Source organism: Aureimonas frigidaquae, assembly GCF_001463905.1.
GTDB classification, from domain to species: Bacteria; Pseudomonadota; Alphaproteobacteria; order Rhizobiales; family Rhizobiaceae; genus Aureimonas; species Aureimonas frigidaquae.
Genome location: NZ_BBWR01000017.1, coordinates 90,587 through 103,219 on the forward strand (window position 1 = coordinate 90,587; position 12,633 = coordinate 103,219).

Genomic DNA, 12,633 nt, shown 5'->3' on the forward strand with positions numbered 1-12,633 from the left:
TTCCGCTTAAGCGGAGCGGGCCGGCGTCCGGGTGTCGAGGTGAGACCCGAGCGTATCCCTTATATCTCCCGGAAGTCGGGGGCCGGCCTCGTCGCGCGTAAGATCTGCAGATGGTCTGCACGAAATGCCGGGTCTGGCAGAGGATGCTTCGCCGGTGCGATCGAATTGGCTGCCCGGTATGCCACCAACGCAGCCCAACTCGGTGCCCCGCTGTTTATCGGCACGCGCGTCGACGGAGTGCGCAACAATGTAAGGCCTCCGGCGGAGGGCCTCAGCCCTGGCGGCCGTTGCGCAGGTCGGACTCGATGGAGAAGCCGGCGCCGAGGCGCATCTTGTACACCTGGTAGTTCTCCATCACACGCTGCACATAGTTGCGCGTTTCGGTGAAGGGAATCATCTCGACCCAGTCGACGACCTCGTCGACGGACTGGCCGCGCGGATCGCCGAAGCGCTGGATCCACTCGCGGGCGCGGCGCGGGCCGGCATTGTAGGCAGCGAAGGTCAGCACATAGGAGCCGTTGAAGGCGTCGATCTGCTGGCCGAGATAACGCGAACCCAGTTGCGCATTGTAGGACACGTCGTTCAGGAGCCGTGCTTCGGAATAGGCGACGCCTGTTTCCCGCGCCAGCGTCTTGGCCGTTGCCGGCATGAGCTGCAACAGGCCAAGCGCCCCCACCGGCGACTTGGCGCCGGGGTTGAAGGCGCTTTCCTGCCGGGCGATCGCATAGGCCAGCGCCTTGCCCGCCGCCGAAATGCGTGCGCTGTCCGGAATCACTCCGACGGGGAAGGCGAGGGCAGGGGCATCGATGCCGCGCGCATATGCGCGCTTGCCGACATCGAGCGACATGGCATGATCGCCCCTCTGCTCGGCCAGATTGGCCAGAAGCGCCAGTTCGCCCGGGTTGTCCAGCTCGTCCGCGAGGGAACGATAGAGCTGCGCCGCGCGCCAGTCGGAGCCGATCTGGTGCATGCGCACGAGCGCCCGCACCGCATCGCGATTCTGGAAGCGCTGCCGGTCAGCATTGCTCGGCCGCGGGTAGCTGATTTCGCCCGGTCGGGCGCCAAGCTTGGCCGCTGCGAGCTGTCCGTAATAGGTGGCGCCGAACCGCGCGGCCCTCTGGTAATACTGCCGGGCATTGCCGGGTCCGCCGGCTTCAGCCGCGCGGCCCATCCAGTAATAGGCGCGCGATTGGGTTAGGGGGCGCGTCGACACCTCCGCCACCTTCGCAAAATGCCGCGAAGCCGTCGCCGGATCTCCCAGGGCGCGCAGGGCGTACCATCCGGCATGGAAATCCGCCTCGACCCGCGCCACCGTGCCTTGAGCGGAATGGCGCGCCGCAAGCTGGTACGCCTCGCGCCGGTTGCCCTGCTCCAGAAGCATGCGGGAAATAATGCGCTGTTCGTTCCACCAGGCGTCCGGGTCCACCAGCTGCGCAGGGTCACGCGGGGCGCTCATCATGATCTTCGCGGCTTCGGTGACCCGGTTCTTCTTGCGCAGGTTCTCCGCCAGGGTGAACATGTAGCTCGGATCACTGTGCTGGCTCCGCGGAACGGCAGCCAGAAGCGCGTCGGCATTGGCATCGCCGCGGATGGAGGCCGCGCGGGCGCGGAACAGCGTTTCGGAATTGGCGAGCCCGGCAAAGCGCTGGGCATCGTTCACGCGGCCGGCATAGAGCAGCATGTCCATGCGGGCCTTGTGGTCGTCCTTGGTCAGGAGCGTGCCGAAGGTCGTCATGACCTGCTGCTCGGTGCCGCGGTCCATCTGCTCGGTGCGCCACAGCTGGGTGATCAACCCGCGTGCGCGGCCGGCCTGCCCGCTTTCGATCAGGGCCTTGGCCAGCGCCATCGTTCCCTGAGGCGTCTGCGGGGCACTGTTGCCGAAGGCCGCCAGTATGTCACGGGCCGGCCGGTTTTCCCGGTACAAGGCGCGCTCGGAATTCTCACGCAGGGTCTGCATGCCGGGCCAGCCGGCAAGCTCCTGCATGGCGGCGGCGATCTCGGTGGCCGGCACGGCCGGGCCGCCCTTCAGGGCGATCGCCCAGGTCAGGATCTTATGGTCCAGCGAATTGGGCGCCATGCTCGCGCGGATGGCGCGGGCGCGCGGAATATCGTTGTGGGTGGCGTCGAGCCCTTCCTTCAGGCTGCCATTGATGGCGCGCACGGCAGCCGGCCGGCTGGTGGCCGCGATGGACGAGGTGAAAGCCGCGGCTGCGGGCGCCGCCTCGGCCGGGGCGGGCCTCGCCGCCGCCGCGCCGGGGAAGTTCGGCGTCGGACGCGGGGTCGGCACCGAGCCGCCGAACCGCTCGGAATCGATCGGCGCGCGCGCCTGTGCGGGCGACCGGGCGGGCGATGGCGCCGCGCCCGATCGCAGGGTCGGCATCGGTCCGGCTGCGGGCAGGACGGATTGCGCCCACGCGCCGGTCACGAACACACCGGCCAAGGCAGTTTGCAGGGCGAAATGGCGGAATCGGGAATGCACGCTCATCGGAACCTTTCGGGCCGAGCAGGGCACGCTATGCCGGGCGCTCGTCTTCAAAATTAAGCAGCGCAAAACTCTCATGCCAAGGTGAAGAGTCCGTAAATCTCAGCGTCACGGAACGATCACGACAGGTGGCGCTCCGCGTTACGCTTGTTTCAATCTTGCGGCTTTACTATGGTGCCACCGACTGCAACAGGCGGGCAAAGGCGCTGTGCGCTAAAGGCCCGTTGCCGGCTGGCGGTCTGCGTCATGCATTCGGCAGGAGAGAATGATCAGCATGTTCAGAGGGTCGATGACGGCGCTAGTGACGCCGTTCCACGAGGATGGCAGCCTCGACGAAGCGGGCTTCCGCGACTTGGTGGAATGGCAGATCGCCGAAGGAACCCATGGTCTGGTTCCCGTCGGCACGACCGGCGAAAGCCCGACGCTGACCCATGCCGAGCACAAGCGCGTGGTGGAGATCTGCATCGAGGTGGCCGGAGGGCGGGTTCCGGTCATGGCCGGCGCCGGCTCCAACAACACGGTCGAAGCCATCGATCTGGCCCGCTCCGCGCAGGAGGCCGGCGCGGACGGCGTCCTGGTCGTGACGCCCTATTACAACCGGCCGAACCAGCGCGGCCTCTATGCCCATTATGCGCAGATCGCACAGGCGGTGACGCTGCCGATCTACATCTACAACATCCCGCCCCGGTCGGTGATCGACATGAGCGTGGACACGATGGCCCGGCTGGCGAAGGATTTCTCCAACATCGCCGGCGTCAAGGACGCGACGGCCAAGCTGGACCGTGTGTCGGAGCAGCGGCTGGCCTGCGGGCCGGACTTCGTCCAGCTTTCGGGAGAAGACGCGACCGCACTCGGCTTCAACGCGCATGGCGGGCGCGGCTGCATTTCTGTGACGGCCAATGTCGCGCCGCGCTTATGTGCAGAGTTCCAGGAAGCCAGCCTGTCGGGCGATCACGCCAAGGCCCTGGCGCTCCAGGACAAGCTGATGCCCTTGCACAAGGCGCTGTTCCTGGAGCCCAATCCCGGCGGCCCCAAATATGCGCTGTCGCGCCTGGGGCGCGCCCGCAATACGCTGCGGCTGCCGCTCGTATCCATCGAACGGGCGACCGAAGAGGCCATCGACGCGGCGCTCCGCCACGCCGGGCTCCTGAATTGAAACGATCGGCCCGACGCCCCATCTGCAGAGCATCGGAACGACTTTGAGGAAAGGGCCCGTCGGCCCTTTCCGAGCACGAAACGGACAAGCATGGCCAAGGACTCCAAGGCGAACGTGGTGGCAGAGAATCGCAAGGCGCGGTTCCATTACGAGATCATCGACACGCTGGAGGCGGGCCTCGTCCTGACCGGAACCGAGGTGAAGTCGCTGCGCCAGGGCAAGGCGACCATCGCCGAATCCTACGCGACCGAAGAGGGCGGGGAGATCTGGCTGATCAACTCCTTCGTCCCCGAATATCTCCAGGCGAACCGCTTCAATCACGAGCCCAAGCGGCGGCGCAAGCTGCTGGTGCACAAGACGCAGCGCAACCGGCTGGCTGGGGCCGTCCAGCGCGATGGCATGACCCTCGTTCCCCTGAAGATCTATTTCAACGATCGCGGCATGGCCAAGCTGGAACTCGCCGTGGCGCGGGGCAAGAACGCGCCCGACAAGCGCGAGGCCATCAAGGAGCGGGACTGGAACCGTCAGAAGCAGCGCCTGATGAAGGATGCGAGCCGCGCCTGACGGCTGCGTCGGCGCTCAGCGCGCCTGCGCAGAGTCCACGGCGGCGCGCGCGGCGCGGAAAACGTCGTGGAACATCTCTGGCGTCAAACGGCCCGTATTGGTGTTGTAGCGCGAGCAATGATAGCTGGCGATGATGCGATATCGCCCGGCATCCGCTGCCGCACCGTGCTTGAAGGGCGCATCGGCCATGCGCAGGCCAAGGGCCCGCAACGTGCTTTCATGTGCGATCCGCCCCAGCGTGACGATGACTGTCAGCGCCGGCAGGGAATCCAGGACCGGCGTCAGGAAGCGGCGGCAGGCATTGATTTCCGGCCCGGTCGGCTTGTTCTGGGGCGGCACGCAGCGCACTGCGTTGGCGATTGCAGCCTCCAGGAGCTCCAGGCTGTCGTCGGGCCGCGCTTCGAAGGTACCGCGCGCAAAGCCGAAGCTCTTCAAGGTGCTGTAGAGAAGGTCGCCGGCATAATCCCCTGTAAAAGGGCGGCCGGTGCGATTGGCACCGCGCAGGCCCGGAGCCAGTCCTGAAATCAGGAGCCGCACGCTCGCGGCGCCACCCACGGGCAGGAAGGGTGGGACCGGCGCATTGAACCAATCGGGCTCTTTCGCGCGCCATTCGTGGCGGAAAGCCGCCAGGCGCGGGCAGATCGGGCAGTCCGATGGAGGATAGGCCGCCGCCGGCAGGGTCGTGGCCATGATGCGGCTCAGTCGGGCTCGTCTTCGCTATCGGCTTCCGCCTCGGCGCGGCGTGCCAGGCGTGCTTCCCGCTCGGCGGGATTGCGGCCGATTTCCGCGCGCAGGGAGTTCAGGTCGATGAAGTGGTCGGCGTGGCGGCGCAGGTCGTCCGACACCATGGGCGGGGTCGAGACGAGGGTCGAGACGACCGAAACCTTGCGGCCCTTGCGCTGGAGCGCAGCCACGAGCGAGCGAAAATCGCCATCGCCGGAAAACAGAACGAAATGGTCCACCGTCTCGACCAGCTCCATGGCATTGAGCGCAAGCTCGATATCCATGTTGCCTTTGATCTTGCGCCGGCCGGACGCATCGGTGAACTCGCGCGCCGGCTTGGTGACGACCTTGTATCCGTTGTAGTCGAGCCAGTCGACGAGCGGGCGGATGGAGGAGTATTCCTGGTCTTCGACAAGCGCCGTGTAATAATAGGCACGCAAGAGATAGCCACGCTTTTGGAACGCGGTCAGAAGCTTCTTGTAGTCAATGTCGAAACCAAGGTTTCGGGAGGTCGCGTAAAGGTTCGCGCCGTCTATGAACAGGGCAATCTTCTCGCGGGAATCGAAAACGTGCATAAGACCTTCGTCATGAAAATTATTTTGTCGCAAATCGTCCGCCGGGGCGCGTAATCGCTGCTGCGTCCTGGAATTGCGGCGACGATAACCGTAATCGGGGCAAAAGCCAATGCGTTCGTTTGCCGGTCGGACAGGCACATTCCCGTATTCTTTGCAGGGCACCGGTGCAGTTGCATGATGCGCCTTGTCCGCCGAGCCCTTGTCATGCCGGGGGCAAGGCGTTAAAGGATGCGGCTTCAACCCATTCAATCTCTTTGACCGAGGAGACAGGCATGGCCCGCGTCACCGTAGAAGATTGCGTCGATAAGGTCGAGAACCGCTTCGAACTCGTTCTCCTCGCCAGCCATCGTGCACGCCAGATTTCGCAGGGACAGCCCATCACGATCGATCGCGACAACGACAAGAACCCCGTCGTTGCCCTGCGCGAGATCGCCGATGAGACGCTGTCGCCCGACGATCTGAAGGAAGACCTGATCCACTCGCTGCAGAAGCATGTCGAGGTGGACGAGCCGGAGCCGGCTCCGAACGCCCAGCCTGCCCAGCCGCAGGCGGCGATCACCCAGGCGGGTCAGGACGACGAGCCGGAATCGATCACCTTCGACCGCATGTCCGAGGACGATCTCCTGGCCGGCATCGAGGGTCTGGTTCCGCCGGAAAAGAACGACGACTACTGATCGCCGGTCACCCGCCGCATCATGGCAGGCCAGGGGTCTTTCGGCCGGCGGGTAACAGGACCTATATGTTGGGAGGGCGTGTCGGAATCACCGGCACGCCTTCTTGCCTTTGTCGAACGACCGGATCCGAGCGCCTGCCATGATGCGTCAGTATGAACTCGTCGAACGCGTAGCGGCCTACAAGCCCGACCTCGACGAAGCTCTGCTGAACCGGGCCTATGTCTATGCCATGCAGAAGCACGGCGCGCAGAAGCGGGCGAGTGGTGATCCTTACTTTTCCCATCCGCTCGAAGTCGCCGCCATCCTGACGGATCTGCATCTCGACGAAGCGACCATCGCCGTCGCGCTTCTGCACGATACGATCGAGGATACCGACGCCACCCGCAAGGAGATCGACCATCTCTTCGGGGCCAAGATCGGCCAGCTCGTCGAAGGCCTGACCAAGCTCAAGCGCCTGGAGCTCGTCTCCAAAAAGGCCGAGCAGGCCGAGAACCTGCGCAAGCTGCTGCTGGCCATCGCCGACGATATCCGCGTCCTCCTGGTCAAGCTGGCCGACCGGCTGCACAATATGCGCACGATCGGGGTGATGCGGCCCGAGAAGCGGGCGCGGATCGCCCAGGAAACGCTGGATATCTATGCGCCGCTGGCCGGGCGCATGGGCATGCAGGACATGCGCGAGGAGCTGGAGAATCTCTCCTTCAAGCATACCAACCTCGAAGCCTATGAAACCGTCACGGCGCGCCTCGAGGAGCTGAAGGAGCGGCATGCCGGCACGATCGACGAGATCGAGCGCGTCCTGTCGGACCGGCTTGCCGAAAGCGGCATCCATGCCGACGTGTCCGGACGCCAGAAGAAGCCCTATTCGGTCTTTTCGAAGATGCAGCGCAAGGCGTTGTCGCTGGAGCAGTTGTCCGACATCTTCGGCTTCCGCGTCATCGTGGAGACCGAGGAGGAGTGCTACCGCACGCTCGGCATCGTCCACTGCACCTGGCCGATGGTGCCGGGCCGCTTCAAGGATTACATCTCCATACCCAAGCAGAACGGGTACCGCTCGCTGCACACGACCATCGTCGGCCCGTCCCGCCAGCGCGTCGAACTGCAGATCCGCACCCGCGCCATGCACGAGATCGCCGAATACGGTATCGCCGCCCACGAACTGTATAAGGACGGCATCGACGGCGACGAGCAGGACCGCCGGCTCGCCAACGAATCGAGCGCCTATGCCTGGCTGCGGCGCACCATCGACCTTCTGAACCAGGGCGATACGCCGGAAGAGTTCCTGGAAAACACCAAGCTCGAACTGTTTCAGGATCAGGTCTTCTGCTTCACGCCGAAGGGACGCCTGATCGCCCTGCCGCGCGGCGCCACGCCCATCGATTTTGCCTATGCCGTCCATACCGATGTCGGCGATACCTGTGTGGGCTGCAAGATCGACGGTCGGATTATGCCGCTCGTCACCGAGCTGCAGAACGGCGACGAGGTCGAGATCATCCGGTCCAAGGCGGCAACGCCACCGCAGGCCTGGGAAACCATCGCCGTCACCGGCAAGGCGCGCTCGGCCATCCGGCGGGCGACGCGCATGGCGATCCGGCGGCAATATTCCGGGCTCGGCCAACAGATTCTGGAGCGCAGCTTCCAGCGGGCCGGCAAGACCTTCTCCCGCGATGGGCTGAAGCCCTTTCTGGCAAAGCTCGGCCACCGCGAGGTGGAGGACGCGCTGGCGGCGGTGGGCCGCGGAGAGATCGCCTCCGCCGACGTGCTGCGCGCCGTCCACCCGGACTATCAGGATACGCGCGCGGCACGGCCGGGGGTGAAATCCGACGAAAGCGGCTGGTTCAGCCTGCGCAGCGCCACCGGCATGATCTTCCGCATTCCCGGCGAGGAACAGGGGGAGGGGGCACCCGGCGCGTCACTGCCGATCCGCGGCGTGGCCGACGACATGCCCGTCCATTTCGGCCCGGACGGTGCGGTCCCCGGGGATCGCATCATCGGCATTCTGGAAGCCGGCAAGGGCATCACCATCTACCCCATCCAGTCGCCCGCCCTGGCCGCCTTCGAGGACGAGCCGGAGCGCTGGGTGGACATACGCTGGGACCTTGATGCCGAAATGACCATGCGCTTTCCGGCGCGAGTGCGCATTTCGGCCCTGAACGAGCCGGGCGCCCTGGCCGAGATCGCCGAGACGACGGCGCTGAACGATGCCAACATCTCGCGGCTGATGACCGTGTCGTCGGCGCCGGATATCGCTGTCATGCTGATCGACCTTGAGGTATGGAACCTCCAGCATCTCAACCGGACCCTCAACCAGCTTCGCGGCAAGGCTTGCGTCACCGATGTCGTCCGCGTCAACGGCTGAAAGCACGACCCCCCGCATGAAGGATGAAGCAGCGTGAACCAATCCGAGGTCATCGATATCTTCCGCCAGGCCGGTGCCTATCTGGAAGGGCATTTCATCCTTACCTCCGGCCTGCGCAGCCCGATCTTCCTGCAGAAGGCGCGCGTCTTCATGCACCCCGCTTTGACCGAGCGGCTGTGCCGGGCCCTTGCGGAGCGCATCCGGGCAGAGGTGTCCGGTACGATCGACTACGTCGTCGGCCCCGCCGTTGGCGGCCTCATTCCGGCCTATGAAACCTCACGCCATCTCGGCGTGCCGTCCATCTATGTCGAGCGGGAGAACGGGCGTTTCCGGCTCCGCCGCTTCGAGGTGGCGCTGGGCTCACGGGTGGTCATCGTGGAGGATATCGTCTCCACCGGCCTGTCCATCCGCGAGACCATCGAGGCGCTGGCCGAGATCGGTGTCGAGGTGGTCGCCGCGGCCTGCATCGTGGATCGCTCTGCCGGCAAGTCGGATGTGGGCGTTCCTTTGATCGCGCTTGCGCAATATGAGGTGCCGGCCTATCCGGCGGATGCGCTTCCGCCCGAGCTGGCCGCGATCCCGCCGGTCAAGCCGGGCAGCCGCTCGCTTTAGGCCCTGCCATGCTGTTCCGACGCCGCAAACCCGAAACACTGCAGGAACGGGTGCGCCTGTGGCTCTGGCCACGCCGCTCCTGGCGGCGCTCGCTCGGCTATTTCAAGAAGCGCGTGCTGCGCCTGAAGGCCACGCCACACGCCATCGCGGCGGGTTTCTCGGCCGGGGTCTTTGCCTCCTTCAGCCCGCTCCTTGGCGGCCATATCGTCATGGCGCTGGCAATCGCCTATTGCCTGTCGGGCAACATGGCCGCTGCGGTGCTCGGAACCGCGCTCGCCAATCCTCTCACCTTCCCGATGATCTGGGCCGGCACCTACGAGCTCGGGCGGCTGATCACCGGCGGCGTGCCCGTGGCGTCCCCGAAGGGCATTGGCGAGGCCCTGGCGTCGATGGATGTCGATGCCATCTGGAAGCCCTATCTGGAACCCATGCTCATCGGCTCGGTCATCATCGGCATCGTCGCGGCGGTCATCGCCTATGGCATTCTGTACAGCGCGGTGAAGACCTACCAGGCCGGCCGCGGCAAGACGCGACTGGATGGTCGATGATCATCGGGATCGGCAGCGACCTCATCGATATCCGGCGGGTGGAATCGGCGCTGGAGCGCCACGGCGCCCGTTTCGAAAACCGGGTCTTCACGCCCGTCGAACAGGCACGCTCCAACCGGCGCAAGCAGCGTGCGGCATCCTATGCCAAGCGCTTTGCCGCCAAGGAGGCCTGTGCCAAGGCACTCGGCACCGGCCTGTCGCGCGGGGTTTTCTGGCGTGACATGGGCGTGGTCAACCTGCCGTCCGGCCAGCCGACCATGGCGCTGACGGGTGGCGCCGCCGCGCAACTCGCCCGCATGCTGCCGCAGGGCATGGAAGCGCGCATCCACCTGACCATCACCGACGACCACCCCCTGGCCCAGGCCTTCGTCATCATCGAGGCCGTGCCGGCCGGGACGAAAGGTTAATGCGGTGATTGCCCAAAAGCGGACAACACTTTAGAGCATGGAACCGGCCGCGGCGGGTGCGGCAGACAAAGGAATGCATATGGCTGAGCAGGCCGAGAAAAAAGCAGGTTCGAGCTTCTTCGAAGTGGTCGTCGCCATCGTCCAGGCCGTTGCGCTGGCGCTGGTGATCCGCACCCTGATCGTCCAGCCCTTTTCGATTCCGTCCGGTTCGATGATGCCGACGCTCCTGGTGGGCGATTACGTGCTCGTGACCAAATGGAGCTACGGCTACAGCCGCTATTCGCTGCCCTTCTCGCCCGACCTTTTCGAAGGGCGGGTGCTCGGCTCGGAGCCTGAGCGCGGCGATGTCATCGTGTTCCGCAAGCCGAGCGATACGGATGTCGACTTCATCAAGCGTCTGATCGGCCTGCCGGGTGACCGGATCCAGATGCGCGATGGCGTTCTGTACATCAACGGCACGGCCGTCCCGAAGGAGCCGGACGGCTTCTTCACCGAAGACAGCGGCATCGAGGTCCCGCAATATCGCGAGACGCTGCCCAACGGCGTCAGCTACATCACGCTCGACAAGACGACCACCATGGCAGACAACACCCGCGAGTTCGTCGTGCCGGACGGTCATTATTTCATGATGGGCGACAATCGCGACAATTCCGACGACAGCCGCGGCAGCGTCGGCTACGTCCCCTTCGAGAACCTGGTCGGCAAGGCGCAGATCATCTTCTTCTCGCTCGATGGTGACTGGGCCCTGAAGTTCTGGCGCTGGCCGACGGATCTGCGCGTCGGGCGTTTCTTCACCTGGCTGAGCTGACGGGGCCGTCGCCTTGACCGACGCGCTCCAAAGCCTGGAAACCTTGATCGGACTGACCTTCGCCGACCGGCGGCGGCTGCAGATGGCGCTGACCCATGCGAGCCTGCGCCACGGGCGGGAGGACGCCAATTACGAACGGCTCGAGTTCCTGGGGGATCGCATCCTGGGCCTCGCCATTGCGGAACGGCTTTTTCAGATCTACCCCAAAGCGCCCGAGGGTGAACTGTCCGTACGGCTCAACCTCCTCGTCTCGGCCGAGACCTGCGGTGCGGTCGCGGACGAGATCGGCCTGTCGCGGTTCATCCGCCATGGCGGGGAGTTGAACAACCTGTCGGCTCAGCGCACGCGCAACATCCGGGCGGACGTGGTCGAGGCGCTGATCGCCGCCATCTATCTCGATCATGGCTATGCAGCGGCCCGGGACTTCGTCCTGAAACATTGGGAACACCGCCTGACGCTCAAGGCCGCCGGCCGGCGTGACCCCAAGACGGAACTGCAGGAATGGGCCCATCGCAGGGTCGGCAAGCCGCCATCCTATGCGCTTCTGGATCGAAGCGGGCCGGATCATGAGCCCGTCTTCACGGTCAGCGCCACGGTCGAGGGCGTCGAACCGGCGACCGGGCAGGGCCGCTCCAAGCGGCAGGCCGAAACGCAAGCCGCCGAAGCCATCCTGATGCGCGAAGGCGTCTGGCCGGAAGGTTGAAGATTTTTGCCGCCATGTCGCGTAGAATGCGGCAGGATGTGTGCATGAAGAGAAGAGAAGTCAGCACTTTGAACGAACCTACTCTCCCCGGCGACGCAGCGGCGCCCGTCGAAACGCGCTCCGGTTTCGTGGCCCTGATCGGCGCCCCGAATGCGGGCAAGTCGACGCTCGTCAACCAGCTCGTCGGGACGAAGGTCTCCATCGTCACGCACAAGGTGCAGACGACCCGGGCCCTCGTGCGCGGCATCGCCATCGAAGGGCAGACGCAGATCGTTTTCGTTGATACGCCGGGCGTCTTCGAGCCGCGCCGGCGCCTGGACCGCGCCATGGTGCGAACCGCCTGGGGCGGCGCCAAGGATGCCGATCTGATCCTGGCCATCATCGATGCCGAACGCGGCATATCCCCCGATGTCGAAACCATCGTGGAGCGGCTCAAGAATGCCCGGCAGAAGGTCGTGCTCCTGTTGAACAAGGTCGACAGGATCAAGCGTGAAAAGCTCCTGGCTCTGACGCAGGACCTGTCCGAGCGCATGCCCTTCGAGCGCGTCTTCATGATTTCGGCCCTGACGGGCTCGGGCTGCGCGGACCTGATGGCCTATCTTGCGCAGGCGCTGCCGCACGGTCCCTGGTACTACCCGGAAGATCAGATCTCCGACCTGCCGATGCGCCAGCTCGCCGCTGAGATCACGCGTGAGAAACTCTTCCTGCGCCTGCACCAGGAAATTCCCTACGCCTCGACCGTGGAAACGGAGCTTTGGGAACAGCGTCCCGACGGCTCGGTGCGGATCGAGCAGACCATCTACGTGGAGAGGGACAGCCAGAAGGCCATCGTCCTCGGCCGCAAGGGCGAAACGATCAAGGCCATCGGCCAGGCGGCGCGGGTGGAGATCGCCGAGGCGGCGGAGCAGAAGATCCACCTGTTCCTGTTCGTCAAGGTGCGTGAGAACTGGAGCAACGATCCGGAGCGCTATCGGGAGATGGGGCTGGATTTCTCGTCCTGACGTCAACCTATACGAGTGGCGGCG

Annotated in this window: 13 protein-coding genes; 10 read left to right on the top strand and 3 right to left on the bottom strand. The window is 65.1% G+C overall.

What is annotated here, in order from left to right:
• Window positions 1-271: 271 nt before the first annotated feature.
• Complete coding sequence (locus AUL30_RS16500; RefSeq protein WP_244490874.1) at window positions 272-2,485, bottom strand: lytic transglycosylase domain-containing protein; 2,214 nt, start codon at window positions 2,483-2,485, stop codon at window positions 272-274.
• A 271-nt stretch (window positions 2,486-2,756) separates the two neighbouring features.
• On the opposite strand from AUL30_RS16500, the gene dapA reads away from it, so the two are divergent.
• Both dapA and smpB read left to right on the top strand, forming a co-directional pair.
• Complete coding sequence (gene dapA / locus AUL30_RS16505; protein WP_062229113.1) at window positions 2,757-3,638, top strand: 4-hydroxy-tetrahydrodipicolinate synthase; 882 nt, start codon at window positions 2,757-2,759, stop codon at window positions 3,636-3,638.
• Window positions 3,639-3,728: 90 nt separating this feature from the next.
• Entirely contained in the window at window positions 3,729-4,202 is a 474-nt protein-coding gene (smpB, locus tag AUL30_RS16510) for an SsrA-binding protein SmpB (protein WP_062229001.1), read from the top strand.
• Between the two features lie 15 nt (window positions 4,203-4,217).
• Here smpB and AUL30_RS16515 read toward each other — a convergent pair whose 3' ends face one another.
• Window positions 4,218-4,892, bottom strand: coding sequence for a uracil-DNA glycosylase (locus AUL30_RS16515; protein ID WP_062229002.1), 675 nt, complete (start codon window positions 4,890-4,892; stop codon window positions 4,218-4,220).
• An 8-nt stretch (window positions 4,893-4,900) separates the two neighbouring features.
• Window positions 4,901-5,500, bottom strand: a complete 600-nt coding sequence (locus AUL30_RS16520; protein ID WP_062229003.1) for a LabA-like NYN domain-containing protein — start codon at window positions 5,498-5,500, stop codon at window positions 4,901-4,903.
• 272 nt (window positions 5,501-5,772) lie between these two features.
• Between AUL30_RS16520 and rpoZ the strand changes: the two genes are divergently transcribed.
• The 8 genes from rpoZ (at window position 5,773) to era (ending at window position 12,609) form a co-directional block, all read left to right on the top strand.
• Complete coding sequence (gene rpoZ / locus AUL30_RS16525) at window positions 5,773-6,174, top strand: DNA-directed RNA polymerase subunit omega (protein WP_062229004.1); 402 nt, start codon at window positions 5,773-5,775, stop codon at window positions 6,172-6,174.
• A 139-nt stretch (window positions 6,175-6,313) separates the two neighbouring features.
• A complete protein-coding gene (locus AUL30_RS16530; RefSeq protein ID WP_062229005.1) occupies window positions 6,314-8,530 on the top strand; it encodes a RelA/SpoT family protein in 2,217 nt (738 codons plus the stop codon).
• A 33-nt stretch (window positions 8,531-8,563) separates the two neighbouring features.
• Window positions 8,564-9,142, top strand: a complete 579-nt coding sequence (pyrE, locus tag AUL30_RS16535) for an orotate phosphoribosyltransferase (RefSeq protein WP_062229006.1) — start codon at window positions 8,564-8,566, stop codon at window positions 9,140-9,142.
• A gap of 8 nt (window positions 9,143-9,150) precedes the next feature.
• On the top strand, window positions 9,151-9,690 hold the full coding sequence (locus tag AUL30_RS16540) for a DUF2062 domain-containing protein (RefSeq protein ID WP_062229007.1): 540 nt from the start codon (window positions 9,151-9,153) through the stop codon (window positions 9,688-9,690).
• A complete protein-coding gene (gene acpS, locus AUL30_RS16545) occupies window positions 9,687-10,097 on the top strand; it encodes a holo-ACP synthase (RefSeq protein ID WP_062229008.1) in 411 nt (136 codons plus the stop codon). Before AUL30_RS16540 ends, acpS begins: the two co-directional genes overlap by 4 nt.
• A gap of 79 nt (window positions 10,098-10,176) precedes the next feature.
• Window positions 10,177-10,905 carry a signal peptidase I gene (gene lepB, locus AUL30_RS16550; protein WP_062229114.1) on the top strand — a complete coding sequence of 243 codons (729 nt, stop codon included), beginning with the start codon at window positions 10,177-10,179 and terminating at the stop codon, window positions 10,903-10,905.
• A gap of 13 nt (window positions 10,906-10,918) precedes the next feature.
• Window positions 10,919-11,608 (top strand): ribonuclease III, encoded by a 690-nt coding sequence (rnc, locus tag AUL30_RS16555; RefSeq protein WP_062229009.1) that lies wholly within the window; start codon window positions 10,919-10,921, stop codon window positions 11,606-11,608.
• 68 nt (window positions 11,609-11,676) lie between these two features.
• Window positions 11,677-12,609: a GTPase Era gene (gene era, locus AUL30_RS16560; protein WP_062229010.1), complete on the top strand. Its 933-nt coding sequence runs from the start codon at window positions 11,677-11,679 to the stop codon at window positions 12,607-12,609.
• Window positions 12,610-12,633 lie beyond the last annotated feature (24 nt).

Bases quoted from the DNA above. Each gene is read 5' to 3' on its own strand.
- rpoZ (WP_062229004.1), top strand. From the start codon at position 5,773: ATGGCCCGCGTCACCGTAGAAGATTGCGTCGATAAGGTCGAGAACCGC.
- AUL30_RS16530 (WP_062229005.1), top strand. From the start codon at position 6,314: ATGATGCGTCAGTATGAACTCGTCGAACGCGTAGCGGCCTACAAGCCC.
- lepB (WP_062229114.1), top strand. From the start codon at position 10,177: ATGGCTGAGCAGGCCGAGAAAAAAGCAGGTTCGAGCTTCTTCGAAGTG.
- dapA (WP_062229113.1), top strand. From the start codon at position 2,757: ATGTTCAGAGGGTCGATGACGGCGCTAGTGACGCCGTTCCACGAGGAT.
- AUL30_RS16520 (WP_062229003.1), bottom strand. From the start codon at position 5,500: ATGCACGTTTTCGATTCCCGCGAGAAGATTGCCCTGTTCATAGACGGC.
- acpS (WP_062229008.1), top strand. From the start codon at position 9,687: ATGATCATCGGGATCGGCAGCGACCTCATCGATATCCGGCGGGTGGAA.
- AUL30_RS16515 (WP_062229002.1), bottom strand. From the start codon at position 4,892: ATGGCCACGACCCTGCCGGCGGCGGCCTATCCTCCATCGGACTGCCCG.
- smpB (WP_062229001.1), top strand. From the start codon at position 3,729: ATGGCCAAGGACTCCAAGGCGAACGTGGTGGCAGAGAATCGCAAGGCG.
- AUL30_RS16540 (WP_062229007.1), top strand. From the start codon at position 9,151: ATGCTGTTCCGACGCCGCAAACCCGAAACACTGCAGGAACGGGTGCGC.
- AUL30_RS16500 (WP_244490874.1), bottom strand. From the start codon at position 2,485: ATGAGCGTGCATTCCCGATTCCGCCATTTCGCCCTGCAAACTGCCTTG.